Annotated in this window: 27 protein-coding genes and 3 pseudogenes; 24 read left to right on the top strand and 6 right to left on the bottom strand. The window is 68.1% G+C overall.

Annotated features, from left to right (window positions below; all coding sequences use genetic code 11):
* Positions 1-8 precede the first annotated feature (8 nt).
* The 3 genes from ACFZBP_RS05070 (at position 9) to ACFZBP_RS05080 (ending at position 2,017) form a co-directional block, all read left to right on the top strand.
* A complete protein-coding gene (locus ACFZBP_RS05070; RefSeq protein ID WP_391410027.1) occupies positions 9-779 on the top strand; it encodes a methyltransferase in 771 nt (256 codons plus the stop codon).
* Between the two features lie 257 nt (positions 780-1,036).
* Complete coding sequence (locus ACFZBP_RS05075) at positions 1,037-1,534, top strand: Ohr family peroxiredoxin (protein ID WP_391410029.1); 498 nt, start codon at positions 1,037-1,039, stop codon at positions 1,532-1,534.
* A 60-nt stretch (positions 1,535-1,594) separates the two neighbouring features.
* On the top strand, positions 1,595-2,017 hold the full coding sequence (locus ACFZBP_RS05080) for an OsmC family protein (RefSeq protein WP_391410031.1): 423 nt from the start codon (positions 1,595-1,597) through the stop codon (positions 2,015-2,017).
* Position 2,018: 1 nt separating this feature from the next.
* Here the strand turns inward: ACFZBP_RS05080 and ACFZBP_RS05085 are convergent, their stop codons facing one another.
* Positions 2,019-2,267 carry a hypothetical protein gene (locus tag ACFZBP_RS05085; RefSeq protein WP_391410033.1) on the bottom strand — a complete coding sequence of 83 codons (249 nt, stop codon included), beginning with the start codon at positions 2,265-2,267 and terminating at the stop codon, positions 2,019-2,021.
* Positions 2,268-2,335: 68 nt separating this feature from the next.
* Here ACFZBP_RS05085 and ACFZBP_RS05090 point away from each other — a divergent pair.
* The 5 genes and pseudogenes from ACFZBP_RS05090 to ACFZBP_RS05110 all read left to right on the top strand — a co-directional run.
* Positions 2,336-2,599 (top strand): annotated as a pseudogene (locus ACFZBP_RS05090) (FAD-dependent oxidoreductase); the annotation flags it as partial.
* A gap of 174 nt (positions 2,600-2,773) precedes the next feature.
* Positions 2,774-4,474, top strand: a complete 1,701-nt coding sequence (locus tag ACFZBP_RS05095; RefSeq protein ID WP_391410369.1) for an FAD-binding protein — start codon at positions 2,774-2,776, stop codon at positions 4,472-4,474.
* A 115-nt stretch (positions 4,475-4,589) separates the two neighbouring features.
* Entirely contained in the window at positions 4,590-5,189 is a 600-nt protein-coding gene (locus ACFZBP_RS05100) for a YceI family protein (RefSeq protein WP_391410035.1), read from the top strand.
* Between the two features lie 97 nt (positions 5,190-5,286).
* Positions 5,287-6,270, top strand: a complete 984-nt coding sequence (locus ACFZBP_RS05105; protein ID WP_391410037.1) for a pirin family protein — start codon at positions 5,287-5,289, stop codon at positions 6,268-6,270.
* Between the two features lie 79 nt (positions 6,271-6,349).
* Positions 6,350-6,523 (top strand): annotated as a pseudogene (locus ACFZBP_RS05110) (low temperature requirement protein A); the annotation flags it as partial.
* 269 nt (positions 6,524-6,792) lie between these two features.
* Here ACFZBP_RS05110 and ACFZBP_RS05115 read toward each other — a convergent pair.
* Positions 6,793-7,077, bottom strand: coding sequence for a WhiB family transcriptional regulator (locus tag ACFZBP_RS05115; protein ID WP_391410039.1), 285 nt, complete (start codon positions 7,075-7,077; stop codon positions 6,793-6,795).
* A 14-nt stretch (positions 7,078-7,091) separates the two neighbouring features.
* Here ACFZBP_RS05115 and ACFZBP_RS05120 point away from each other — a divergent pair, with 14 nt between their 5' ends.
* From ACFZBP_RS05120 to ACFZBP_RS05130, 3 genes are all read left to right on the top strand, one after another.
* Positions 7,092-8,246: a tyrosine-type recombinase/integrase gene (locus ACFZBP_RS05120; RefSeq protein ID WP_391410371.1), complete on the top strand. Its 1,155-nt coding sequence runs from the start codon at positions 7,092-7,094 to the stop codon at positions 8,244-8,246.
* Between the two features lie 407 nt (positions 8,247-8,653).
* On the top strand, positions 8,654-10,735 hold the full coding sequence (locus tag ACFZBP_RS05125; protein ID WP_391410041.1) for a hypothetical protein: 2,082 nt from the start codon (positions 8,654-8,656) through the stop codon (positions 10,733-10,735).
* 8 nt (positions 10,736-10,743) lie between these two features.
* Entirely contained in the window at positions 10,744-11,277 is a 534-nt protein-coding gene (locus tag ACFZBP_RS05130; protein ID WP_391410043.1) for a DUF6262 family protein, read from the top strand.
* Here the strand turns inward: ACFZBP_RS05130 and ACFZBP_RS05135 are convergent.
* Together ACFZBP_RS05135 and ACFZBP_RS05140 are read right to left on the bottom strand one after the other, a co-directional pair.
* Positions 11,274-11,828 (bottom strand): GNAT family N-acetyltransferase, encoded by a 555-nt coding sequence (locus ACFZBP_RS05135; protein ID WP_391410045.1) that lies wholly within the window; start codon positions 11,826-11,828, stop codon positions 11,274-11,276. The two genes, ACFZBP_RS05130 and ACFZBP_RS05135, sit on opposite strands and share 4 nt — an antisense overlap.
* A gap of 362 nt (positions 11,829-12,190) precedes the next feature.
* Positions 12,191-12,310: pseudogene (locus tag ACFZBP_RS05140) on the bottom strand (WhiB family transcriptional regulator); the annotation flags it as partial.
* A 215-nt stretch (positions 12,311-12,525) separates the two neighbouring features.
* On the opposite strand from ACFZBP_RS05140, the gene ACFZBP_RS05145 reads away from it, so the two are divergent.
* Positions 12,526-13,422, top strand: coding sequence for an RNA polymerase subunit sigma (locus ACFZBP_RS05145; RefSeq protein WP_391410047.1), 897 nt, complete (start codon positions 12,526-12,528; stop codon positions 13,420-13,422).
* Between the two features lie 19 nt (positions 13,423-13,441).
* Here the strand turns inward: ACFZBP_RS05145 and ilvC are convergent, their stop codons facing one another.
* The gene (gene ilvC / locus ACFZBP_RS05150) at positions 13,442-14,440 is read right to left on the bottom strand and encodes a ketol-acid reductoisomerase (RefSeq protein WP_391410049.1); all 999 of its coding nucleotides are present in this window, start codon (positions 14,438-14,440) and stop codon (positions 13,442-13,444) included.
* A gap of 335 nt (positions 14,441-14,775) precedes the next feature.
* On the opposite strand from ilvC, the gene ACFZBP_RS05155 reads away from it, so the two are divergent.
* Together ACFZBP_RS05155 and ACFZBP_RS05160 are read left to right on the top strand one after the other, a co-directional pair.
* Positions 14,776-14,991, top strand: a complete 216-nt coding sequence (locus ACFZBP_RS05155) for a hypothetical protein (protein WP_391410051.1) — start codon at positions 14,776-14,778, stop codon at positions 14,989-14,991.
* Positions 14,992-15,089: 98 nt separating this feature from the next.
* On the top strand, positions 15,090-15,674 hold the full coding sequence (locus ACFZBP_RS05160; RefSeq protein WP_391410053.1) for a hypothetical protein: 585 nt from the start codon (positions 15,090-15,092) through the stop codon (positions 15,672-15,674).
* Here ACFZBP_RS05160 and ACFZBP_RS05165 read toward each other — a convergent pair.
* Positions 15,671-16,180: a LysR family transcriptional regulator gene (locus ACFZBP_RS05165; RefSeq protein WP_391410056.1), complete on the bottom strand. Its 510-nt coding sequence runs from the start codon at positions 16,178-16,180 to the stop codon at positions 15,671-15,673. The two genes, ACFZBP_RS05160 and ACFZBP_RS05165, sit on opposite strands and share 4 nt — an antisense overlap.
* 72 nt (positions 16,181-16,252) lie before the next feature.
* Between ACFZBP_RS05165 and ACFZBP_RS05170 the strand changes: the two genes are divergently transcribed.
* The 10 genes from ACFZBP_RS05170 to ACFZBP_RS05215 all read left to right on the top strand — a co-directional run bounded on the left by ACFZBP_RS05170 (position 16,253) and on the right by ACFZBP_RS05215 (position 24,168).
* Positions 16,253-17,065: a Rid family hydrolase gene (locus tag ACFZBP_RS05170; protein ID WP_391410058.1), complete on the top strand. Its 813-nt coding sequence runs from the start codon at positions 16,253-16,255 to the stop codon at positions 17,063-17,065.
* Between the two features lie 129 nt (positions 17,066-17,194).
* Positions 17,195-17,668, top strand: a complete 474-nt coding sequence (locus ACFZBP_RS05175; protein ID WP_391410061.1) for a carboxymuconolactone decarboxylase family protein — start codon at positions 17,195-17,197, stop codon at positions 17,666-17,668.
* 164 nt (positions 17,669-17,832) lie between these two features.
* Positions 17,833-18,234: a cupin domain-containing protein gene (locus tag ACFZBP_RS05180; RefSeq protein WP_391410063.1), complete on the top strand. Its 402-nt coding sequence runs from the start codon at positions 17,833-17,835 to the stop codon at positions 18,232-18,234.
* Between the two features lie 165 nt (positions 18,235-18,399).
* Positions 18,400-18,804 (top strand): Rid family hydrolase, encoded by a 405-nt coding sequence (locus tag ACFZBP_RS05185; protein ID WP_391410065.1) that lies wholly within the window; start codon positions 18,400-18,402, stop codon positions 18,802-18,804.
* Positions 18,805-18,880: 76 nt separating this feature from the next.
* Entirely contained in the window at positions 18,881-19,321 is a 441-nt protein-coding gene (locus ACFZBP_RS05190) for a GntR family transcriptional regulator (RefSeq protein ID WP_391410067.1), read from the top strand.
* The gene (locus tag ACFZBP_RS05195; protein ID WP_391410069.1) at positions 19,318-20,229 is read left to right on the top strand and encodes an ATP-binding cassette domain-containing protein; all 912 of its coding nucleotides are present in this window, start codon (positions 19,318-19,320) and stop codon (positions 20,227-20,229) included. Before ACFZBP_RS05190 ends, ACFZBP_RS05195 begins: the two co-directional genes overlap by 4 nt.
* The gene (locus ACFZBP_RS05200) at positions 20,226-21,182 is read left to right on the top strand and encodes a transporter (RefSeq protein ID WP_391410071.1); all 957 of its coding nucleotides are present in this window, start codon (positions 20,226-20,228) and stop codon (positions 21,180-21,182) included. The genes ACFZBP_RS05195 and ACFZBP_RS05200 overlap by 4 nt, the downstream gene beginning before the upstream one ends.
* Before the next feature lie 123 nt (positions 21,183-21,305).
* On the top strand, positions 21,306-22,109 hold the full coding sequence (locus ACFZBP_RS05205) for a methyltransferase (protein WP_391410073.1): 804 nt from the start codon (positions 21,306-21,308) through the stop codon (positions 22,107-22,109).
* Positions 22,110-22,119: 10 nt separating this feature from the next.
* A complete protein-coding gene (locus tag ACFZBP_RS05210) occupies positions 22,120-23,289 on the top strand; it encodes an acyltransferase family protein (protein ID WP_391410075.1) in 1,170 nt (389 codons plus the stop codon).
* A gap of 99 nt (positions 23,290-23,388) precedes the next feature.
* Positions 23,389-24,168, top strand: coding sequence for a polysaccharide deacetylase family protein (locus tag ACFZBP_RS05215; RefSeq protein WP_391410077.1), 780 nt, complete (start codon positions 23,389-23,391; stop codon positions 24,166-24,168).
* The last annotated feature ends 20 nt before the right edge of the window (positions 24,169-24,188 follow it).

The following is a 24,188-nucleotide window of genomic DNA, read 5'->3' on the forward strand; positions in this document are numbered from 1 at the left end:
GGGCCTCGGTGCGCACGCCCTCCGTCATCTCCCGGCCGTCGGCCGTTCGCGCGCCGACGGACGACGACTATGCGGTCAGCGCCGAGTTCTACGACGTTCTTCAGGCCCAGCAGGACGCGATACGGGTCCATCGCCTCTACGGCCGTGATGTCGCGAGCGCCCGTCATGGTGTGCTGGATGTCGGAGCCGGAACCGGCCGTGTCACCTTGATGAGTCTCCTCGAGTCCCGAGTCGCTGTGTACGCCGTCGAGCCTGCGCGCGCGATGCGCACACCGCTGATGTCACGTCTCGCTGCCCTGTCCCCGGAGCTGAGGGAGCGGATCACCGTACATCCTCGGAGGCTTGAGGAGGCAAGGTTGTGCGCGGTCGCGGACGTGGCGGTCTGCCACAACACGGTCGCCTGCCTGGCTCCCGCCGCGCGGCGTGCGCTCTGGCCGGCCCTCGCCAGGGCGCTCGTTCCGGGGGGCCGTCTGCTCCTTCAGCTTCCGCCCGCTCGCCCGCCCGACGAGGAAACCGTGCGTGTCTTCCCGGACCAGCGGGTCGGTGAGCACACGTACGGAGGACGCATGGTGATGTCCGCCGCCGGAAGCCGGATCCGCACCCGCTTCGACTACCGGGTGCGCGGGGCGGAGGGTGTCCTGCGGGAGCACACGGAGACGTTCTGGATGTGGCCGGCCCCGCGCGCCGAGATGGTCCGCGACCTGGCGGAGCACGGGTTCGTCCCGCTGCCCGGACGGGACGAACCCACCGTGCTCACGCTGCACCTCCGGCCGCGGTAGGAGCATCGGCCCTCCCAAGGTCCACGCCCGTATGCGTGGGAGCGGACGCCGGTCGGCCCGTGTCACGGAGATGGCTACTGGTCGGTCAACTTGTCGTCCGAGATTTCGTCTCCCACAACGTGAAGGACACACGACGTGACGCTGGTCATGAGCCGCACGGCGCCCCCTGCCCCGGAACGGGGCCGATGCTCTGTCCGCCAGGCGAAAGCGCCTGCTCCGACAGGCCCCACCCCGTCGAGCGCCATCGGAGTCGTGCTGTGACCGACGAGATTCCACTGCCCGATCTGTCCACCGACAAGGACTTCGACGGGGAGTCCTTCTCTCCTATCTACTCCACGACAGTGACCGTCAGCGGCGGTAAGGCCGGGCACGGTCGCGCCTCCGGGGAGGCACGGACGGCCGACGGGGCCCTGGACCTCAGTTTGCGCATGCCCGTCGAACTCGGAGGGGACGGCCAGGGAACCAACCCCGAGCAGTTGTTCGCCACCGGCTTCGCGGCCTGCTTCCACGGCGCCCTGAGCCTCGTGGCACGACAGGAGGAACTGGACCCCGCCGACATCTCGGTGGAGACGACCGTGGCCTTCGGGCGGGATCCGGCCGACGGCGGCTATCTCCTCCGCGTCGACCTGGTGGTCACGTGGCCGGGGATCGATCCGGAGATCGCCGATCCCCTCCTGGAGAAGGCCGTCTCACTGTGCCCGTACGCGAAGATGGCCGCACAGGGGACACCGGCAACCATCACGTTGGTTCCCTGAAGACCGTCACACGAGCACGTGCACATCTGTCCTAGTGGTAAACCACTGAGAGGCAGACCCATGACCGGACGTACCGTGTCGGTTCGCGAGGGCGAGCGGCTGACCCGCTCGATCGCGGTCGGACCGCACATCCTCACAGCGGACGAGCCCGAGCCCCTCGGCTCGGACACGGGGCCCACACCGGGAGAGCTGCTGCTGGCCGCGCTCGGCTCGTGCACCTCCATGGCGGTCCGCGCCTATGCGGACCGCCATGGCTGGCATCTCCAACGGGTCGACGTGGACGTGCGGTTCGGGCAGCGCGGCGACCTGGTCAAGAGCATCCGCCTGACCGGCGACCTGGAACCGGCTCAGGCGGAGCACCTGCTGGCGGTGGCCGGCCGCTGTCCGGTGCATCGCCTTCTGACCGGCGACGTCACCGTGACCACCGTTCCCACCATCGTGAGGGTGTCCCAGCCGGCCAGGAGCCATTCCCTGCCGGACTGACTCACTCCGCGCCGGGTGAGGACGGGAACCACACGCCGACATCGGCGGGGTCCTCCTTGCCGATGGTGAACGCGGCGATGTCCTTCTTGTATGAACTCTGCGGGGGCAGCCCGGCGACGAGAGCGTGGTCGCGGCGGCCGACCCCCGGTTCGTCCTCGGGCAAGGAGGAACGCTCGAAGTACTCGGCGTTGACGGACCGGTAATGCGCCCAGCGCTGGGGGAGGTCGTCCTCGTAAAAGATGGCCTCCACCGGGCAGACCGGCTCGCACGCGTAACCATGGCTCTCAGCAGCCTGCGGCAACTGAGACGAGGAACATCATGTCCCCTGAGAACACCTTCGTGATCGTCGGAGGGGGTCTGGCCGCAGGCAAAGCGGCGCAGGCACTGCGGGAGCACGGCCACGACGGCTCGCTCCTCCTCATCGGCGACGAACCCGAGCGGCCGTACACCCGGCCGCCGCTGTCCAAGGGCTATCGCCTGGGCAAGGAGGAGCGTGACTCGATCTACGTCCACCCCGAGGGCTGGTACACCGAGCACGGAGTCGACCTGATCCTGAGCACACGGGTGACGGCTGTCGACGCGATCTCGGTGTCCCCATGGACAGCCTTCTGCGCTGAGGCTCCGTCCACTGACGTGGGGGCCGCGGCATGTGTGTCACAACCTCCTTGGCATTCCGGTCGTAGTGGATGACGACCACAACGATGAGAGCGAACGATGGGAGCGATCGTGGCTGCCACAGAACAACGTCTTTCCACCATGGTGCTGGTGATCGGTACCGGCGGTGCCGGCTTGCGGGCAGCGATCGAGTTGGCCGAGGCCGGTGTCGACGTCCTCGCCGTCGGCAAGCGCCCCAAGGAGGACGCCCACACGTCCCTCGCCGCCGGCGGAGTCAACGCGGCCCTTGCCACGATGGACCCCGAGGACAGCTGGCAGCAGCACGCCGCCGACACCCTCAAGGAGAGCTACCTGCTCGGCGATCCCCGTACCGCCGAGATCGTCACCCAGGGCGCCGCCCGGGGCATCGACGACCTGGAGCGCTACGGCATGGCCTTCGCCCGGGAGGAGGACGGCCGTATCTCCCAGCGCTTCTTCGGGGCGCACAAGTTCCGCCGGACCGCCTTCGCCGGCGACTACACCGGCCTGGAGATCCAGCGCACGCTGATCAGGCGGGCGGGCCAGCTGGACATTCCCGTGCTCGACAGCGTGTACATCACCCGGCTGCTGGTGCACGACGGCACCGTGTTCGGGGCGTACGGCTTCGACCTCGCGAGCGGGCGGCGGTATCTGATCCACGCGGACGCCGTCATCCTCGCGGCCGGTGGCCACACGCGGATCTGGCGGCGCACGTCCTCGCGGCGCGACGAGAACACCGGTGACTCCTTCCGGCTGGCGGTGGAGGCGGGGGCCCGGCTGCGCGACCCCGAGCTGGTCCAGTTCCACCCCTCCGGGATCATCGAGCCGGAAAACGCGGCCGGTACGCTGGTCAGCGAGGCGGCCCGGGGTGAGGGCGGGATCCTGCGCAACGCCCTCGGGGAACGGTTCATGGCCCGCTACGACCCCGAACGCATGGAACTGTCCACCCGCGACCGCGTGGCCCTCGCCTCCTACACGGAGATCAAGGAAGGGCGCGGCACGCCCAACGGCGGGGTGTGGCTCGACGTCTCCCATCTGCCCCGGCAGACGATCATGAACCGGCTCCCGCGGGTGTACCAGACACTTCTGGACCTGCAGATGCTGGACATCACCCGTGACCCGATCGAGGTCGCGCCCACGGCGCACTACTCGATGGGCGGCGTCTGGGTCCGGCCCGAGGACCACAGCACCGACGTGCGCGGTCTGTACGCCATCGGTGAGGCGTCGAGCGGACTGCACGGCGCCAACCGCCTCGGCGGGAACAGCCTCATCGAGCTGCTGGTCTACGGCCGGATCACCGCCCAGGCGGCCGCCGCCCACTCGGAGTCGCTGTCCGCCCAGCCGCGCTCGGCGTCGGCGGTGGCCGAGGCCCGCGCGGAGGTCGACAGCCTGCTCGCGGCGGACGGGCCGGAGAACGTCCGCGCGCTGCAACGCGCCATCCGCAACACCATGACCGAGCACGCCGGCGTCGTACGCAACGAAGAGGGCCTGCGTGCGGGGCTGGCGGAACTCGAAGTGATCGAGAAGCGGATGGAGAACGTCGGCGTGCACCCGGACATCGCCGGCTTCCAGGACCTCGCGCACGCCTTCGACCTGAAATCCGCGGCCCTGGCGGCCCGGGCCACCCTCGAAGCGGCACTGGAACGCCGCGAGACCCGAGGCTGCCACAACCGCAGCGACTACCCCGACCTCGACCCGGCGCTCCAGGTCAACCTGGTGTGGTCACCCACGACGGGGATCGAACGCGAGAGCATTCCCGCGATCCCGCAGGAGATCGCCTCCCTGATGGAAGACGTCTCGACCGACGGCAAGCTCGCCGAGTGAGCCGATAAGGGCTACCCCGGAACAGGAAAGTCCGCGAATCCCACGGGCACCCCTCAGTTCCTTCAGAGTTCCGCACCCATCCAACACATCACCCAGCCCGAAAAGGCGACTCACCATGCTCAAAAACAGCAATGCCAAGACCGTTGCCGGCCCCGGCCGATACGAAGCACTGACCGGTGTCTACACCATCGACCCGATCCACAGCATGCTCGGGTTCTCCGTCCGGCACGCCATGATCTCCCATGTGCGGGGGAAGTTCGGCGCCTTCGAAGGACTGCTCAAACTCGACGGGTACCAGCCGTCCAGGTCCGAGGCACATGTGAGCGTCCAGACCGGGAGCCTGGACACCGGCATCCGGGAGCGGGACGAGCACCTCATGAGTCCCGACTTCTTCGACTCCGCGACGTTTCCGCTGATGGCGTTCCGCTCCACGGCGGTCGTCGACACGGGTGACGACTCCTTCCGCCTGGCCGGAAAACTGAGGATCAAGGACGTCGAACTGCCCCTCGCCATCGACCTGGAGTTCGGGGGAGCCGGTCGGGACGCCGACGGGCGGGACCGGGTCGGTTTCTCGGGCACAGCGACCCTGCGCCGCTCCGACTGGGGCCTCACCTGGAACGCGGCGCTGGAGACCGGGGGCGTCCTCGTCGGCGACAAGGTGACGCTGATTCTCGACATCTCGGCCGTGCGGGCCGACTCCGAGTCCGCCGCCTGACAGCGGCCCGGAGCCTTCCGCGCCGTGGTCGGGGCCAACGCGCCCCGCCTGATTTCCGGTTGATTTCCCGTTCCGCCGTCCAGAAGAGGATGTATCCGTGAGCCATGTGGAACCCCGCCCGGCCGAGCCGGCGGGCACGACCCCCAGGCTCCACGGGCGGGAGATCGAGGTCCTCTCCGCCCGTGAGGTGCCGCTCGGTGGCCCTCGTGCCATGACCGTGCGGCGCACGCTGCCCCAGCGAGCGCGCACCCTCATCGGCGCCTGGTGCTTCGCCGATCACTACGGCCCCGACGACGTCACCGTGACCGGTGGCATGCGGGTGGCTCCCCACCCGCACACCGGACTACAGACGGTGAGCTGGCTGTTCAGCGGCGAGATCGAGCACCGCGACAGCATCGGCAACCACGCATTCGTGCGGCCCGGTGAGCTGAATCTCATGACGGGCGGCTTCGGCATCAGCCACTCCGAGGTGTCGACGGGGCGGACCACACTGTTGCACGGTCTGCAACTGTGGGTCGCCCTGCCCGAGGCGCATCGTCACACGGCGCGGAACTTCCAGCACCACGTGCCCGGCACGGTGCCCCTGGAGGGCGGCGAGGCACGCGTGTTCCTGGGCTCCCTGGCCGGCGACACGTCACCCGTTCCCACGTTCACTCCCCTGCTCGGTGCCGAACTCTCGATCGAGCCGGACGCCACCTTGTGGCTCGCCGTCGACGAGGTGTTCGAGCACGGTGTCATCGTGGACAGCGGCGCGGTGCACATGAACGGAACGCCGCTGCGACCTGCCGAACTCGGCTGTGCCGCCCCGGGACTCACATCGCTCACCCTGACCAACGCGAGCTCGCGGCCCGCCCGCGTCGTGCTGCTCGGCGGGCCGCCCTTCCAAGAGGAGATCGTCATGTGGTGGAACTTCATCGGCCGCACGCATGACGACATCGTCCGGGCCCGCGACGCCTGGGAGTACGGGTCCGACCGCTTCGGCCAGGTAGAGGAGTACGACGGCAACCGCCTGCCCGCACCGGCACTGCCGCACGCCACCATCGCACCGCGGAGGAACCCGGTGCCCGGGTCCCGCACATGATCGGGCCGACCCGTCGCCGTACGACAGGGATCCCCCCCATGAGTCAGTCACCTGACGCAGCACTTCCTGGTACCGGCCCATGCTCGCCCTCCGTTCCCGGGAGGAGCACCGCACCGCCACCGCACTGGAACTGTTCTTCGACCTCTGCTTCGTCGCCGCCGTCGCCCAGGCCGCCGCGACGCTCGAGCACGAGTTGGCCGCGGGCCACCTCGGTCATGGCCTGCTCGGCTACGCACTCGTGTTCTTCCCACTATGCGGTGTTCGCCTCCGCTGCCGCCGCGGGTGCCGGCCTCGCCCTCAATACCGTGCCCGTCGCCGTCTTCATGGCCGGCGTCTGGTTCCTTCACCGGCAGGCCGCGGCTGCCCACCCTGGTCAACGTCCTGCACGCGGTGGCCGTACTCGCCGTCCTCGCCACCACGTTTCCCGTGCTCGGTACGGAGTCGTGGCATCGCTCCTGCTCGGGTCCACTCTTGTGGTGACCGGCCGCAGAGCGGCCAGGCCCTGAGGGCGTAAGCCGACGGTCAAGCCGCCGTTGCCGGCACGTTCCGGGACGGGCGTACCAGACGCCGCTTCAACGCGCGGCACTCCTGCTCCGTGGTGCCGCCCCATATGCCCTCGACCGGATCGGCCTCGACGGCCCAGTCCAGGCAGGGCTGCCGCACGGGGCAACGACGGCTTCTCTGGGGGCAGCCCGGTGTGGTGTGACGTTGTGCGGGAGCAGTAAGTCGATCTTCTGAGACTCGTTCTCGGGGGGGTGTGGCTCTGTGGCGGGTTGTTGCATCAACCGTCAGATCATGGAGTTGCATTGCGTGCCTTTCCTGTGGATTTGCCGTCTGGAGTTCGGTACTGGACAGTCGTCGACGACGACTTCGAGGTGGTGTGGGTCGCAGATCAGTGGCTGCGGTTCCTGCGGTTCGGTCGGAGCCGGGCCGAGCTGACGACGAAGGCGTACGCCGAGGGTGTGGCGTTGTATCTGCTGTGGTGCCGGATCACGGGGCGGCAATGGCCGCAGGCGGCCCGGGACATGGGCCTGTTCATGGTCTGGCTGAAGTACACGCCGTCGACGTCGGACGGTGAACTGGCCTCGGTCGTGCTGGGTCCCGGGGCCGAGCCGGCGCGGAGGGAACGGCGTATCAACGGGGTACTGACCGCGGTGCGCGGGCTGCTGTCGTACGCGGTGTCGGTGGGCGAGGTGCCCCGTTCGGTGCTCGGGCAGATATACGAGCTGGCCGATAGCCGGGACCTGCCGGTGGAGGCCCACGGCGAGGACTCCGGCCTGTCCTACCGGCTGAGGGCCGTCCACCGGGTGCAGGAGCCGGAGGCGGAGGTGGACCGGGCCACCGACGACGACGAGCTGGTGGCGATGTTCCTTCAGTGCCGCAACGCCCGGGACCGGCTGATCGTGCTGCTGCTCGGCCGGGTCGGGCTGCGCCGTGGCCAGGCGGCCGGCCTGCACCGCAGCGACTGTCACCTGCTGCCTGATGCACGGGCTCTCGGCTGTGACTACGCGGGCGCCCACGTTCATGTCCGGCGCCGCGACAACAGCAATCGGGCGTGGTCGAAGTCGAGGGAGGCGTGGACGCAGCCGCTGGACTTCCTGGTGGTCCAGGCGTTCGACCAGTACATCGACGAGCGCCACGAGATCCTCGGGGCGGGCGGCAGTGACTTCCTGCTGGTGAACCTGTTCCGCGAGCCGCTGGGGGCGCCGATGCCGCCGGACGCACTGGGCGAGCTGTTCGAGCGCCTGGGACAGCGGGCCAAGCTGTCGCGGAAGGTCGGCCCGCACATGGCCCGTCGCGCTTTCGGCAGCAACATCTCGGATGCCGGCGGGTCGGTGGACGAGGTGCAGGCCCTGCTCGGTCAGACGCACCCGGAGTCACCCAGGCCCTACCTGATTCCTGACCGGGCACGATTGCGTGCAGCGATCGAGCGCGTTCCCTCCCCGCGGGCCCTGCACGGGACGGGGGAGAAGTGACCGCGACGCCGTTGCCACTGGCCCAGGAGCTGCAGGACCTGCGGACCGCGGAGATCATCGCCGCGCTGGATGCCGACTTCCTGAACCTGGTGAGCTGAGACTGGGACGTGCGGGTCGTCCGCTATCCCAAGATCCACCCGGTGCTGGGCATGGCGGACTGCGAGATCCCCGGCTGCACGAAGGGCACCCCGCTCGGTGAACCGGTCTGCATCGGTTGCAGGAATCGCTGGCGGCAGTCCGGGCTGTCTTTCGAGGACTTCGCCACGGCCCCGAGGCCGGGCACGTATCACCGCTCGGACGGACAGACGCTCTGCCGGGTCCCCGGCTGCCAGCGGCCGCCCCGACTGGTGACGCACGGGCTCTGCACAACCCACGGGAGCCGGTGGCTGACATCATCCGAGCCGACCGTGGAGGACTTTCTGCGGAACTCCCCGCAGAAGGGGCTGCCCGGGTTCGGCCCCTGCCAGGTTGCCGCCTGCTACAGGCTGCGCGGCTCGGAGGGGACCATCTACTGCGAGGTCCACCGCGGACGGCTCAACCGCGAACGGCGTCTGGGGACCTTCTGCGGCGACGAGGAGCGGTGGCGCCTGACGACGCCGGCGGTGGCCGTCAACCGCGAGGCCAGCCTGCGCGGTCTGCCCGACCGGCTGGTCGCCGAGCTCCTCTACTGCCTGCAGGTCCGCACCGCCCGGGAGGTGAAGACCCGAGACCACCGGATCCGGCACATCAGCGATCAGCTGCGTCTCCTCCAGGTCCCCAGCCTGGAAACCCTCGAAGACGCCGACCTGGTCCGCGCGGGGCTGGTCGACGACCTTCGGATGATCATCAGGGGCGCTCAGACCTCGCTGCGCAGGCTGGGGGCGACTCCGGAGACCGAACGTCTCAAGGACATCTGGGATCTGTTCGTCTTCGGCTACCACGGCACTCTCAACTTCAGCCGGATCCATCAGCAACCTCTCCGCGAGGCGCTCAAGGTCTGGGCCTACGACGAACTTCCGCGGCGACGCGGTCGGAACGTCGCGTCCTCCATGCAGAACATGATCCGCGGCATGGAACAGCTCTCGGAGAGCCTGCGCCTGCAACGAGACGACGAAGGACATCAACTCCGGCTCCTGAGCCGCACGGACATGGTCAGTTTCTGCAACCGGATCGCGTTCCTCGCCGAGACCGGCGTTTTCGGGGCTCACCACCGGGTCAACGTGATCCGCTACGTCCGGAACATCGTGAACCGGATCCGCGTCATGGGCCTCACCGGTCCTGGCCAGGTGCTGGAGGGCCTGCCGGCCGACTTCGCACTGTCCGTGCAAGACATCCCGGACGAGCCCGAGGACACCGAGGCCGGGCGCGATCTGCCGGACGAGGTGATGCGGGAACTCTGCGACAACCTCGACCTGCTGGAGAAGATCAGCAACCGCGAGTTCCGCGTCGCGACCGAACTGCTCATCGACACCGGGCGGCGGCCCGACGAGATCAGCACGTTGCCGTTCGAGTGTCTGCAGAAGGATCCGGACGGCACCCTCGTCCTGCTCTACGACAACTCCAAGAACTACCGGCTGGGCCGCCGTCTGCCGATCGCGAAGGCGACCGCCGCTGTGATCACGGCACAGCAGGAACGGGTACGGCAGCGGTTCCCCAACACCCCGGCGAGCAAGCTCAAGCTGCTGCCGAGCCCGATCTCCAACCCCCAGGGGACGAAGCCGATCGGCTCGATCGGCGACGCTCACCGAGCATGGGTCGATGCCCTGCCCGACATCATGATGCCGTTCGTGGTGGAGGCCGACGGGCAGCTGGTGACGAAGATGCTGCCGTTCGACAAGTCGAAGATCTTCCCTTACGCCTACCGGCACTCCTTCGCCCAGCGGCACGCGGACGCCAACGTCCCTCCGGACGTGCTCATGGATTTGATGGACCATCGTGAAATCTCCACAACTCAGGGCTACTACCGGGTCAGCCAGGAGCGACGGCGCGAGGCTGTCGACCGGGTCACCGCCCTGCAGTTCGACCGTCGCGGCAACCGCGTCTGGCGCAAAGCACAGACGATGCTGGATTCCGAACACGTACGGCGGGCCATCGGAGAAGTCGCCACGGCCTACGGCATCTGCCTGGAACCGCACAACGTCGCAGCCGGCGGGCAGAGTTGCCCGCTTCGCTTCCGCTGCGTCGGCTGCGACCACTTCCGCACCGATGTCTCCTACCTTCCCGACCTGGAGCGCTACCTCTCTGATCTGCTCCGCAGCCGCGAGCGGCTCATGTCGACGTTCGAGGCCGACGACTGGGCCCGCAGCGAGGCCATACCCTCCGAAGAGGAGATCCGCCGCGTCCGCCGCCTGATCAACCGGGTCAAGGCGGACCTGGACGACCCGTCAGAAGAAGAACGCGCCCAGATCGAGGAAGCCGTCGCCGTGGTCCGCCGCGGTCGCGTGGTGATGCTGGGCAAGCCCCGTGTTGGCCAGCCACTTCCCGATGTCAGGCCCTGGAGGCTGCCATGATCCCCGCCATGCGCGACGGCCGCCAGGCCGACACCGAGCGCCGCCGCCAGCGGGTGACCACAGCGGTCAAGAACGCCGCGAAGAACGGCACCCCAATCAGTGTCTCGGCCATCGCCCGGCAAGCCGGAGTAGACCGCAGCTTCCTCTACCGTCACCGCGACCTGCTCGAAATCGTCCACGCCGCCGAACTCGAACCGGCAGTCCAGGACCCGGCCGGCGGATCGCCGGTCAGCCGGGCCTCGCTCCAGACCGACCTCGCCAACGCCCAAGCCCGCAACACCCGTCTGACCGCCCGCGTTCAGCAGCTGGAGAAACGGCTGTCGCAGGCGCTGGGAGCGCAGGCATGGCAGGAGTCAGGGCTCGGAGCCCCAGCGGACATCGACGAGCTCCAGCGGAAGATCACGAGGCTGGAGCAGCACAACGTCGAAATCACGGCCCGGTTGGAAGAGGTGCAGTCCGACCTCGACGCCGCGCGGGAAGCCAACCGAGACCTCACCAGAGCCCTGAACCAGCGTGGGTCAGAGGGCACCGTGGGTCGCTAGACGGCCGTCCTGCCTGCACGTGATTCCGAGGCCTGCCCATCGGCCGGTCGCGGATTCGAGTCAGCACGGAACGAGATCCAGACATCGGGTGGCAGGTCCGGCCGACCAGGAATGGGCCTGCGCTCTTCGGACCAGGCCTCGCCAGCGATTTCGGTTGCGACACGCCGCCAGAAGCGGACTGCAGCCACATTGGCGTCTTGGAAGGCGACTTCCCACCGCCCCGGATGGCTGGCGACGACCTGCTGAACGGCACACAGGCCGATCCCCGCCCTGCGTGCTCCGCGAACCACGAAGAAGCTGTTCAGCACATGCGTCGGCTCAGTCAGAGCACGAACGAACGCGAAACCGGCAGGGCAATCGTCGCTGGTCAGCAAGTACGGCGCCCAGCCGGTCTCCGTGAAGGCAGCTTCAAGCCGCTCACTGCGGAACGTGCCGTCCGGGAAGGGGAGCTGGCCGCCGAAGTCCGACATGTCGTGGCGGAACATGAGCCACAGCCGTTCGACGGCAGGACGGTCGTCAACGGTCGCGAGGCGCACTGAAACGTCTGGCATGGCACTCCTTTGGACAGGGGACCGACCGTCGGACATGCGTATGCCGAGCTCAGTGGTCGGTGCCGCGGGCTAACGCCCGAGAGGGGTAGTCATGGCCCCGGGCGGTTCCCGACGGGGCATGAAGAAAGCCTCCCCGGGGATGTGTATCCGACCGGGAAGGCTTCAGTGATGACAGGGATTATAGCGTGGCCTTGACGGCGCCGTCTGCCCCACCACTTGCAACTACAGCGGACAGGCTCCACGAGCCCTCGGATCAGCGATAGCGCCACAGGTGTTGCATCAGATATCCTCGCCATGACCGGCGCTGAGCTGCCAAATCTTGCCCCAACTCGCCTCGCGCCACACGGTTACCCCCAGAGAAGCCGGCAGACGGCCTTCGCCTCATGTATCTGCATCAGCGTCGGACCGCTGGTGCTGTTCCCTATGGGGAAGAAAAGGTCGGGGTCCGCACTGAGGCAGATGGCCCTTTCACGCCAGTCCACAGAAGGCCTCCTCGTCGAAGTCCGGGCCGTTCCCGAGGACCCGGCCGGTCTGTCACAGGTGAGACCGAATGGTCGACGTTTGTGTGACACAGGACAGCGTCGCCGTCACAAGATGCACCACTGTCCGGTCTCCCTTGTTGAGCGGACGAGTGGGCCTCCTGCCGAGGAGGCAGCCGTCTCGGGTCTTGGTGCGTGGTGTGAGGGAGGTTGCTGCAATGGATGCCGGCGACGACGCGGTGCCGATCGCGGAGCTGCTCGACGAGCGGCGGCATCTGCTGGATGTCGCCTCTTGGATGCTGGGCAGCAGCCGTGCTGCCGAGAGTGTCATCGATGAGACGTACCGGCGGTGGTACGGGCTGTCGGATCCCGCGCGCGCTCGGATCACGGCCCCGCGCGCCTGGTTGGCGCAGGTCACCGGCAGGATCTGCCTGGCTCGCCTGGCCCTCCCCGAGCGAGGCGAACCCAGTGCGGAGGAGGGGAGGTCCGGCGAGGTGGCACCCGCCGATGTGGCAGCGGAACGGCAGCGGATGCTGGAGGAGGAGATCAGCAAGGTGCTGCTGGACGCGCTCGACACACTGTCCCCTGCCGAGCGGGTGGCGTTCGTGCTCAACGACGTCTTCGGGATGGTGCCGGGAGCGGTCGCCGGGATAGTGGGACGCTCCGAGCCGGAGTGCGAGGAGCTGGCGGACCGCGCACGGCGCAGTCTGCGGGCCCGGCGGACACGTCCTACGCCGCCGCAGCAGCACGACGCGGTGGCCCGCGCGGTGGGGCACGCCTGCGCGGCGGAGGACGCGGATCGCCTGGCGTCCTTGCTCGCCCCCGACGCGACGGCGTTCTTCGACGGCGGCGGCAAGGTCAGGGCTCTGGTCAAACCGGTGCACGGCAACACCCAGGTCGCCCACGCCCTGTTGACCCTGCTGGCGCGGCACCCGCGCACCACGCTGCACACCCGCTCCGTCAACGGACGCACCGGTCTGGTCGTTCGCTACGACGACCAGGTCGCGGCGGTCATCAGCCTCGATATCGCCGGTCCCCAGGTGGTCCAGGTCTGGGTCATCCTCAACCCCGACAAACTCCGCACCTGGAACCGCCCCGGCCCCGCCACGCCCTGACCCGTCCCGCGGACGCGGTCTACGCTGCCTCGTCGACCCAGCTCATCAGCTTGCGCAGCTGCTTGCCGGTGGTCTCCAGCAGGTGCTCGGAGTCCTGCTTCTTGTACTCGTTGTACTTCTTCAGACCGCCGTGGTACTCGTCCATCCACTGCTGGGCGAAGGTGCCGTCCTGGATCTCCGCGAGGACCTTCTTCATCTCGGCCTTGGTGGCGTCGGTGATGATCCGCGGGCCGGTGACATAGTCGCCCCACTCGGCGGTCTCGGAGATCGACCAGCGCATCTTCTCCAGGCCGCCCTCGTACATGAGGTCCACGATCAGCTTCAGCTCGTGCAGGCACTCGAAGTACGCGATCTCCGGCTGGTAGCCGGCCTCGGTCAGCGTCTCGAAACCGGCCTTCACCAGCGCGGTGGTGCCGCCCGCCAGCACTGCCTGCTCACCGAACAGATCGGTCTCGGTCTCCTCGGTGAACGTCGTCTTGATGACGCCGGCGCGGGTGCCACCGATGCCCTTGGCGTACGACAGGGCCAGCCCGAAGGCGCTGCCAGTGGCGTCCTGCTCCACAGCCACGAGGCAGGGAACGCCGCGGCCCTCCTCGTACTGGCGGCGCACCAGGTGGCCCGGGCCCTTCGGGGCGACCATGCAGACGTCCACGCCGGCCGGGGGCTTGATGAAGCCGTAGCGGATGTTCAGGCCGTGGCCGAAGAACAGCGCGTCACCGTCGTTCAGGTTCGGGGCGATGTGCTCCTCGTAGACCTGGGCCTGGATCGGGTCCGGGACGAGGATCATGATGACGTCGGCCTCGGCGGCGGCCTCCGACGGGGTCACCACGCGCAGGCCCTGCTCCTCGGCCTTCGCCTTGGACTTGGAGCCCTCGTGCAGACCGACACGGACGTCGACACCCGAGTCACGCAGCGACAGCGCGTGGGCGTGGCCCTGGCTGCCGTAACCGATGACCGCGACCTTGCGGCCCTGGATGACGGACAGGTCGGCGTCGGCGTCGTAGAACAACTCGGCCATGGAGAAACACCTTTCCCGTAAACAGGTGGAAGGAAGGAAAGAGAGGTCGCCGGACAAACGGCTGCCCATCGCCGCTGATCGCTCGGCTGGCCATCTGCGCAGCTGCGGATGCTCGGTCGCCGTCGGCAGACCGGGTGACACTATCTCACACTGTGTGGGCGGCCTGATGGGCTGTCAAACCATGAGCATGAGGACGGGCCTCGGCGAGAACCTCGGTGCCACGGACGTGGTCTTCCAGCCCAGCTCTGCCGGCTCGGTGTCACACGTCGGCGAGTTCTGTGGTCAATCGGGCGAGCGGCTCGCGCGCCGCTCGCTCGACCCCAGAAGGACGCACGATGTCACGACGAGACCTTGACCAGGAGTCCGACCCCGCAGCCACCAGCGTGTCGCTCGCAACCGAGGCGGCGCTGCTGGAGGCCCGCCTCCGTATGCTGCGGGAGGCCATCGACACTGTCGACGCACGCATGGAGGAAGTCTCGGACGCCCTGAGGCAGCTGAAGGCTGTGGAGAGCGCCGCGCAACGATGGGTGCCTGACCGGCATCTGCCCTGATCAGTGGCCTGCCGCTCCTACCGTCTGCTGCGACTGTACCCGGGTGGCCGCTGCATATGATGTCGGAGGGCAACGAAGGGTCGAGGTGAGAGGTACGCATGGTCTCCGTAAGCCACGCCGCGCGCAACATTGAGATCACCGCTGAGAGCCTTCAGGAGGACCTGACTCGTCTGCAGATCCAGAAGCAGGCGCTGGAAAGGGAGTTGGCCGCGGTCGTGGCACATCTCGGCTCGGTGCAGCGGGCGCTGACCGCCCTTGAGACGTTGATGTCCACACCGACCGCAGCCGACACGACGGGTGATACGGGATCCGTGGCACCGAAGCAGCGCCGGGTCGCGGCGCCCGCCGAACCGCAAGTGACCATGGCGGCGGCCGAACCCGCGCTGGTCACGAAGAAGTCCGCCCGTACCGGGAAGCCGGCGAGCGACATGAACGCCAAGCGTGCCGCCGCCGGCACCGACACGGGCGATGAGAAGAAGTACGGCAAGCTCACCGAGCAGATCATGGGGTACTTCGCCGAAGTCGGTGACACCGACGTACGGGCCCGTGATGTCGCCGCGGCCCTCGGTCGTGACACCGACAGCGGAAGCATCAACGCGGTACGAAGCACACTCGATCGTCTTGTGAGTGCGTCCCGAGTCCGACGCACAGGCCGAGGCCTCTACCGCGCCCAGCATTCCTAGGGCCTGTCTGGCGTGTCTTGACTGACGATCCCCGACAGGTATGTGACCAGGGGATTGTGGTCGTTCACGCGCCAGGCGACGGCCACACGCGTGCGGACGGTGCCGGCGTCGATCCTACGGAAGGCGACGCCCTTGCCGGAGAACCGATGCCGGAAGGTGCGCGGCAGGCCGGGCAGCATGGTCAGGGCGAGGGACGCAGCGAAGCCGACGCGCAGGGTGCCGGCCCGGCCGCTGCCGACGGCGCGGGCCGCGACCAGGCCGTCCGTGACGTCGGTGAGGGCGCGACGGGCGGCGGGGAGCAGTTCACGGCCGGCCGGGGTGAGCGTGACGCCTCCTGGGGCGCGGTGGAACAGGGCGTGGCCGACCTTGTCCTCCAGGCGTCTGATCTGCTGGCTCAGCGGTGGCTGGGCGATACCGAGACGGGCGGCGGCGTGACCGAAGTGGAGTTCCTCGGCGAGCACGACGAACGCATGCAGCTGTTGCAGGGGCAGTTCCGGACGGTCCATACGCCCAGGGATATCAGGTCATGCCCTCTGCAGTATTAGACGTATCCGCGCTGGTCACCTAGCGTGCGGCGCATGACAGAGCGACGTGCGATCCTCAGCGGCTCGACCTTCGAGGAGCAGATCGGCTATGCCCGTGCCGTGGTCGACGGCGACCGGGTGCATGTGTCCGGGACGACCGGGTTCGACTACGGCACGATGACGATCTCCGACGACGTGGTGGAACAGGCGGAGCAGTGCCTGCGCAATATCGGGGCCGCGCTGGCCGAAGCGGGTTGCACTTTCTCGGATGTGGTGCGGGTGCGGTATCTGCTCCCCGACCGTGCGGACTTCGAGCCCTGCTGGCCGGTCCTGCGCCGCCGCTTCGGTGAGGTCCGGCCGGCCGCCACCATGCTCGTGTGCGGCCTCGCCGACCCGCGGATGAAGATCGAGATAGAGGTGGAGGCGCGGCGGCCCATCCCGCCTCACGGTGGCGTCGCCACGAGCAGTCGCCCGGAAGCGTCGGTCGTACCCATCGTGCCCGTCGTGCCCGTCGAGGCCTATGAACCGCCCTACTACGTCGCTGTCTTCGCTGCGGTGCGAACCCACGACCAGAGCGGCTACCACGAGACCAACGCACGCCTGGAAGACCTGGTGAAGGACGTCCCCGGCTACCTGGGGATCGACCATGCGCAGACTCCTGGCGGGCTGGGCATCACCGTCGGCTACTTCCGCGACGCCGACGCCCTCACGAAGTGGCGGACCAACGCCGAGCATCGCGCGGCGCAACAGCGCGGGCGAGCGGACTGGTATCAGAGCTACACGCTGCACGTGGCGAAAGCGGAACGGAGCCATGGGTTCACGCGAGCGCAAGTCGGTGATCAGCAACGGCCATCGGCGCTCAGGTAGAGCCCGGGTACCTGAAGCCGTCGCGCGAGCGGCCGAGGTCGTGGAGACCCACGTCACATACTCTCCGCGTCACACCTCGCCGAGTTGTCCGGTCAGAAGTGCGTAACCGCAACTCTGCTAGGAGTACCCATGGACGCGCGTCTCAACTTCTACGGCAACCCGCTCGCAGGCAAGGTGCTGAAGAACCTCGTCTCGGCCAGCAAGGTGTTGTCGGGCTCGCCGCTGCCCGCCACTGTTCAGCACCTGGTGGAGGTTCGCGCCAGCCAGATCAACGGCTGTGGTTTCTGCACGGACATGCACACCAAGGAGGCCACCCACGCCGGGGAGACCGCACTGCGGCTCAACCTGATCGCCGCCTGGCGGGAGGCGACGGTCTTCACCGAGGCCGAGCGCGCCGCGCTGGAGCTGACCGAGCAGGGCACCCGCGTCGCGGACGCGGCCGGCGGCGTCACCGACGAGGCCTGGGCGAACGCGGCCAAGCACTTCGACGAGGACCAGCTCGCCGCCCTGGTCTCCCTCATCGCCATCATCAACGCCTACAACCGCATCAACATCATCACGCAGCAGCCGGCCGGCAGCTACAAGGTCGGCATGTTCGGCTGAGCCACTCCCCCACCGTGATGCCGCGTCGGTAGCGGAAGGCGCATCCGTGTCACAGATTCGGGTGATGCCCGGTCATCAGTGTGAAAGCAAGTTGTGAGAGCCCGGACCGATGACGTGACGTCGTCCGTTCCGGGTACCTACGGAGGTGTGTCACAGTGCATGAAATGGACTCGATGGACGGGCTCGGGCCCAAGATGCTGGCGGACGTCAAGCCGCCCTTCATCCCCGAGGGTGCCTCGGGGATGACCGTTGCCGTCGAGTGGCCTCCGGGCCACCCCGGAACGCCTCCCCACCGCCACTCGGGGCCGTGCTTCGGCTACGTCACCGAGGGCGAGGTCCGGTGGGAGCTCGAGGGCGAGCCCGAGTGTGTGCTCAAGGCCGGTGACACGTTCTGGGAGCCGGGCGGTGACACGATCCACTACCAGAACGGCAACGCCCGGTCGGACGCACCGGCCAAGTACATCGTGTTCATGCTCTGCGCGCCGGGCAAGCCGATGCTCACGCTGGTCGACGACGAGGAGCTGAAGGAGCGGGCCCACCTGCGCGCACCGCGGCCCACGGACTGACCGGCGAGCCGTCTCTCTTGATCACCGCCATGGCACTGGCCATGGCGGTGGTTGCCGTGTCCGAGGGAACACAATGTGCCAGCCTGTCACACCATCGGCTCCTTGCTGGTCTACCTGTCGTCGCCGCACCCGCGGAGACGTCTTGTCGACCACAGGGAGAGAACCGTGACCGTCCGGTCCAGGGAATTCAACTTCGGTATGCCGTGGGAATCCTTCTACGGGTTCAGTCAGGCAGTGCAGGCCGGCGACACGCTCCACATCTCCGGGCAGTTGTCCCATGACAGCACCGGCACGTTCGTCGGGGCGGGTGACTTCGAGCTCCAGGTGAGGACGACGTTCGGCAACCTCGACCGGGTGCTGGAGCACTTCGGAGCCACCAGCGGCCAGATCGTCGAGACCACCGTCCTCGTCAAGGGCCTGCGAGACCACTTCGACTCCGTCGCCCGCCTGCACGCCGAGTACTTCGGTGATCACCGGCCTGCCAGCACCGTCCTGGGCGTGTCCGACCTGGCGCTGCCCGATCAACTCGTCGAGATCGGTGCGGTCGTGCGCCTCGACATGACGAACTGACACCTGCTCCGGTTTGACACCGTCGCCGACCTTCATCATGCTTGTATTAATTCATTAATACAAGCATGATGGGGCCATGGAAGGCGACGTGATCGACTACCGGATCGACCGTGGCAGCGGCGTGCCGGCCTACGTGCAGATCGTCGAGCAGACCGAACGTGCGCTCCGGATGGGCACGTTGAAGGTCGGCGACAAGTTGCCCACGGCCAGGGAGGTGGTGGCGGCGACCGCCATCAACCCCAACACCGTGCTGCGGGCCTACCGCGACATGGAGCAGGCCGGACTGGTCGAACTGCGCCGCGGTCTGGGGACCTTCGTCACGCGATCACTCGCCCGGCCCGGCGCGGAGGACGACTCGCCTCTGCGCCGGGAGGTGACCGACTGGACGGCCCGCGCCCGGGCGGCAGGGCTGGAACGGGCCGACATCCTCGCCCTGGTCACCGCAGCCCTGGATGCCCACGACAACGAGCAAGACACCCCCCCGGCCGACCGGGAGCGGAAAGAGGAGGACGCATGACCGGGCCTGACGCGCCGGCCGCACTGCGCGCCACGGGACTCGGATTCCGGTACCGGAGGCGGGGCGACTGGGCCTTGCGGGACTGCGAGTTCACCGTGCCCAGTGGTCGCATCACCGCCCTCGTCGGACGCAACGGCGCGGGCAAGAGCACCCTGCTGCACCTGGCCGGCGGCCTGCTGCGGGCCGGCTCCGGGGAGATACACGCACTGGACGCCGTACCGGGCACGGCTGAGGCCCGCGCGCGGGTCTCCCTGCTCACCCAGGACAAACCGCTCTACCCCCGCTTCACCGTCGCGGATACCCTGTTGATGGGCGAGAGACTGAACTCCTCGTGGGACCGGGCGACCGCCGAACAGACCGTCCGCGAGGGCGACATCCCGCTTTCCGCCCGAGTCGGCGAGCTGTCCCCCGGTCAGCGCACCCGGGTCGCGCTCGCCCTGGCGCTCGGCAAACGGCCCGAACTGCTGCTGCTCGACGAGCCGATGGCCGACCTCGACCCCGTGGCCCGAGGCGAGATCATGGCGTCGCTGATGGCCGAGGCCGCAGAGCGCGGCACGAGCATCGTGCTCTCCTCACACGTCCTGCCCGAACTGGAGCAGACCTGCGACTGGGTGCTGCTCCTGCGGGATGGCCACACCGAGCTGAGCGAGGACGTCGACACCCTGCGCCAGAGCCACACCATGCTGACCGGTCACTCCGACCACGCCGACGCCCTGGCGGCCCGGCACACCGTCGTACAGCGCCGATCCGCCGGCAGACAGACGACCGCCCTGATACGGCAACACGGCCCCCTGCACGGCGACTGGCACGTCGAGCAGCCCAGACTGGAGGACATCCTGATCGGCTACCTCCAGACCGGCGGCCCGGAGCGTCCTGTCTCTGCGGAGCGGACGGAGGCCGCGGCGTGAAAGGCTCCCTCTGGCTCGCGTGGCGCCAGCAACGCACCCTGGTCGGCGTCGGCGCGGTCGTCCTCGCGATCGCTGCCGCGCTCGCCGCGTACGGCCGCTCGGGCATGCTGGACAGGCTGAGCAGCGGCCAGTTCGACCACTGCGCCCCCGGCCCGCTGTACTGCACAAGCCCCGACAGCGGCGTGCCCCTGCTGTTGAACGTCGAACCGCTTCAGTACCTCGGAGCGCTGAACATCGCCCTGCCCGTCCTGATCGGCGTTTTCTGGGGTGCTCCCCTGCTGGGCCGCGACCGGGAACTGGGCACGCACCGCATGGTGCTCGCTCAGGGCGTGAGCCGCGGTCAGTGGTTCGCTTCGCGGTTCGCCCTCGCCGGTGCGGTCACCGTGACGCTCTCCGGACTGCTCGCGGGAGTGTTCGCGTGGTGGTGGCGACCGGCAGCAGACCGTAGTTACGGCCTGTTCTGGTACGAGAACGCGGCCTTGAGCGGCTCGGGGCCGCGCGTCGTGGCCGCCGCCCTGTTCGGCCTGGCGGCCGGTACGCTGCTGGGCCTGCTGGCTCGCCGCGTGCTGGCCGCCATGGGACTGACGCTCCTGGTGACCGGGACGGTGACCCTCCTGCTGGAGTGGACGCACAGGACCCGCCTGCTGGTGCCCCCGCACACCTACACCAGCGTCGGCAGCATCCCCAAGCCGGCCATGGGCGAGAAGTGGTCGACCGGCAACTACGGGCTGATCACCGGTTCCGGCCGCCGCGACGACGTGCTGAACTGCCCCTTCCCTTCGGGCACCCAGCTCAGTCAGTGCATGGACCGGCACGGGTACGTCGCCCGTTTCTACGAGGCCAACCCGGCCCGCGACTACTGGGCCTTCCAGTGGACCGACACCGCCGTCCTCGGCGGCCTCGCCCTCCTGCTCACGGTGATCACCGTGCTGCTCCTGCGCCGCCGCGTCTGACCGCGGCGACCGTATCGGGCCCTTTGACGGGCACCTCGTAGCCCATCTCATAGCCCCTTTCAATCTTCAACCCCTTCAGTCCCCTCCCGGGAACCACCCTCATGACACGGAGGTCGCTCCGCCATGCCCGCAGACGCCAAGTCGCCGAAGAAGCTACGCAACAACCGCTCCGCCCTCACTCACAAGGTGGGTTACGCCCTGCGCCACCCTGGCCGTGTCGTCCCGTATCTCAGCCGGGCCGGCCGAGACGCCTGGCTGGGGCTGAAGCACCGTGACCACGTCGGCTACTACCGGGCCGTCATGGCCTCGGACACCCGACGCAACCCGGAGGCCGCGGTCGGCAGTCAGACCCACGACCGCTGGCTGGCGCTCGGGCAGATGCAGTTCGACTACCTCGTCGAACACGGGCTGCGCCCCGAGCACCGCATGCTCGACATAGGCTGCGGCAACCTGCGCGGCGGCTGGCGCTTCATCAGCCACCTCGACAGCGGCAACTACTACGGCATCGACATCTCGCCCGACATCCTGATGGCCGCCAAGAAGACCCTCACCGAGCGCCGTCTCCAGGACAAGCTGCCGCATCTGACCATCACCGGCGACCTCACCCTGGACTTCCTGCCCAGTGACCACTTCGACGTCGTCCACGCGCACAGCGTCTTCTCCCACTCGCCCCTGCATGTCATCGACGAATGCCTCGCGCACGTCGGCCGCGTCCTGACCGACACCGGGTTCTTCGACTTCACCTTCGACCGCACCGAGGGCACCGAACACCAGGTGCTGCGCGAGGACTTCTACTACCGCACCGAGACCCTTCTAGCCCTGGCCGAAAAGCACGGCCTGCGGGCGCGCTTCATGGAGGACTGGGAGGAGCGCCGGCACGGCCAGTCGAAGATCCGGGTCAGCCGCTCGGCCCTGCCCGCCAGCTGAGAGTTCCGGGATGCAGGCACAACCTCGTGAGTCGAGTGAGCCCATCGACGCGAACCGATCCGAGCACGGCCAGGTGCGTCTGGCCGCAATAGACGGGCTCCGGTTGGTGGCAGCGATGATGGTGGCCGCGTATCACTTTCTGGGAACGCCCACCCCCCGCTTCTGGGGCAAGACGGAGCTCAGGGATTTCGCCCCGTTCCTGCACGAGATCAGCAGTTACGGCTGGCTCGGTGTCGAATTCTTCTTCATCATCAGCGGATTCGTCATCTGCATGAGCTCCTGGGGGCGTACTCCCGGACAGTTCGCCGTCTCCCGCACAGCACGACTCTTCCCGGCCTACTGGTGCGCCGTGCTCCTGGTCGTCATGCTGGTCCTGGTCGCGCGGATGGCCGACTGGCCCGCCGCCACGCGCATCGATCCGCGTACGGTCCTGGGGAACCTGACCATGGCGCCTGGGCCATTGGGCCTTGATCTGGTCGCCGGTGTCAGCTGGACACTCTGGGTGGAAGCTCGCTTCTACTTTCTGATAGCCGTGCTGCTCATCTTCGGGCTGTCCTACCGCCGCATGGTGGCCTTCTGCGGAATCTGGCTCCTGGCCGGTGTCATCACCCTGGAAATTCACTCGCCACTGCTCGACGAACTCGTCCTGACCCGGTACACCGGCCTCTTCGTCGCCGGGATCGTGCTCTACCTCATGCGCAGGTTCGGACAGAACCTGCTGCTGTGGCTGCTGCTGGGTTTCGCCTGGTGCTACGAACTCACCGTCCTCGAACTCCGGGTGGCCGGCCATGCCACCACGTCGGCCGGTGAGGGGCAGCCCTCCTGGGCCATGTGCGCGACCGTGCTCACCGTCTGTCTCGGGCTGCTGGCACTGGCGGGTGTCGGACCGCTGAGGGCGCTGCAATGGCGTTGGCTGGTCACCGCCGGGGCGCTCACCTACCCCTTCTATCTCGTCCACCAAAGCATCGGAATTCCCTTGGCCAAGGGCTTGATCCGAGCATTCCCAGGACTGGGACCCCTGCCTTCGATGGCGCTTTCCGTCATCTGCATGCTGGTCCTTTCCGCCCTTGTCCACAAGAAGGTGGAGGGCCCGCTCGGACGCCTGCTGCGGCATCGCCTGACGCTTGACGTTCACATGCAGGACTCCGCCGCCAAGCCGGGTTTCGCCCGCACGCGGTAGCACGAGGCCGGACCCCTCAATAGCGATTTCGCTCACGCGAGTTCCGCGAACAGACATACCCGATCACAGCGACAACCCGAATTCCGGGAAAGGTCTCGCATGCCCATAAAAGCGCGATCACGCCGATCGCGAATACGTTTCGCCGTCGCAACAGCCGTAGCCGCCGTCCTGGCTGTGGCGGTGACCCTGGCTCTGACGGTCACCACCTACGATCACACCTCGCCGCGCACCGCCCGCGGCAAGGCATCAGGGTCGGTGGCCGGGAACATCGACTGCCGCAAAGCGAAGTGTGTGGCCCTCACCTTCGACGGCGGCCCCAGCCTGACGACCCCCGGGCTGCTGGACATCCTGAAACAGGAGGACTTGCACGTCACGTTCTTCGTGCAGGGAAAGGGCCACATCGCGAAGTACCCCGAGATCCTGCGTCGCATGTCGGACGAAGGGCATGAGATCGGCAATCACACGTGGACCCATCCGAGGCTGACGGAGATCGGCAGGGTCGAAGCCCGTCAGGAGCTGACCCGGACACAGGACGCCATCGAGAAGATCACCGGCACCAGGCCCAACCTGATGCGTCCGCCGCAGGGCCGCACCGACCGCGAGGTGTCCGAGATCTGCCGGGACCTGGGGCTGGCGCAGGTGCTGTGGAGCGTCACGGCCAAGGACTACGAGACGACCGACTCGGCCCTGATCACCAAGCGGGTGCTCGACCAGACCGACCGCGACGGCATCATCCTGCTGCACGACCTGCACAAGGGGACCGTGCCGGCCGTCCCCGGAATCATCAAGACGCTCAAGCAGCGTGGCTACACCCTCGTCACGGTGTCGCAACTGCTCGCCCCTGCCGAGCCCGAGCCGGGGATGGTCTACCGGCCCTGAACCACCGAGTCGGAATTCGA

The organism is Streptomyces sp. NPDC008086 (genome assembly GCF_042957325.1).
GTDB lineage: Bacteria > Actinomycetota > Actinomycetes > Streptomycetales > Streptomycetaceae > Streptomyces.

Bases quoted from the DNA above. Each gene is read 5' to 3' on its own strand.
- ACFZBP_RS05080 (WP_391410031.1), top strand. From the start codon at position 1,595: ATGACCGGACGTACCGTGTCGGTTCGCGAGGGCGAGCGGCTGACCCGC.
- ACFZBP_RS05095 (WP_391410369.1), top strand. From the start codon at position 2,774: ATGGTGCTGGTGATCGGTACCGGCGGTGCCGGCTTGCGGGCAGCGATC.
- ACFZBP_RS05100 (WP_391410035.1), top strand. From the start codon at position 4,590: ATGCTCAAAAACAGCAATGCCAAGACCGTTGCCGGCCCCGGCCGATAC.
- ACFZBP_RS05115 (WP_391410039.1), bottom strand. From the start codon at position 7,077: ATGCAACTCCATGATCTGACGGTTGATGCAACAACCCGCCACAGAGCC.
- ACFZBP_RS05130 (WP_391410043.1), top strand. From the start codon at position 10,744: ATGCGCGACGGCCGCCAGGCCGACACCGAGCGCCGCCGCCAGCGGGTG.
- ACFZBP_RS05135 (WP_391410045.1), bottom strand. From the start codon at position 11,828: ATGCCAGACGTTTCAGTGCGCCTCGCGACCGTTGACGACCGTCCTGCC.
- ACFZBP_RS05145 (WP_391410047.1), top strand. From the start codon at position 12,526: ATGGATGCCGGCGACGACGCGGTGCCGATCGCGGAGCTGCTCGACGAG.
- ilvC (WP_391410049.1), bottom strand. From the start codon at position 14,440: ATGGCCGAGTTGTTCTACGACGCCGACGCCGACCTGTCCGTCATCCAG.
- ACFZBP_RS05155 (WP_391410051.1), top strand. From the start codon at position 14,776: ATGTCACGACGAGACCTTGACCAGGAGTCCGACCCCGCAGCCACCAGC.
- ACFZBP_RS05160 (WP_391410053.1), top strand. From the start codon at position 15,090: ATGGTCTCCGTAAGCCACGCCGCGCGCAACATTGAGATCACCGCTGAG.
- ACFZBP_RS05165 (WP_391410056.1), bottom strand. From the start codon at position 16,180: ATGGACCGTCCGGAACTGCCCCTGCAACAGCTGCATGCGTTCGTCGTG.
- ACFZBP_RS05170 (WP_391410058.1), top strand. From the start codon at position 16,253: ATGACAGAGCGACGTGCGATCCTCAGCGGCTCGACCTTCGAGGAGCAG.
- ACFZBP_RS05175 (WP_391410061.1), top strand. From the start codon at position 17,195: ATGGACGCGCGTCTCAACTTCTACGGCAACCCGCTCGCAGGCAAGGTG.
- ACFZBP_RS05180 (WP_391410063.1), top strand. From the start codon at position 17,833: ATGGACTCGATGGACGGGCTCGGGCCCAAGATGCTGGCGGACGTCAAG.
- ACFZBP_RS05190 (WP_391410067.1), top strand. From the start codon at position 18,881: ATGGAAGGCGACGTGATCGACTACCGGATCGACCGTGGCAGCGGCGTG.
- ACFZBP_RS05195 (WP_391410069.1), top strand. From the start codon at position 19,318: ATGACCGGGCCTGACGCGCCGGCCGCACTGCGCGCCACGGGACTCGGA.
- ACFZBP_RS05205 (WP_391410073.1), top strand. From the start codon at position 21,306: ATGCCCGCAGACGCCAAGTCGCCGAAGAAGCTACGCAACAACCGCTCC.
- ACFZBP_RS05210 (WP_391410075.1), top strand. From the start codon at position 22,120: ATGCAGGCACAACCTCGTGAGTCGAGTGAGCCCATCGACGCGAACCGA.
- ACFZBP_RS05215 (WP_391410077.1), top strand. From the start codon at position 23,389: ATGCCCATAAAAGCGCGATCACGCCGATCGCGAATACGTTTCGCCGTC.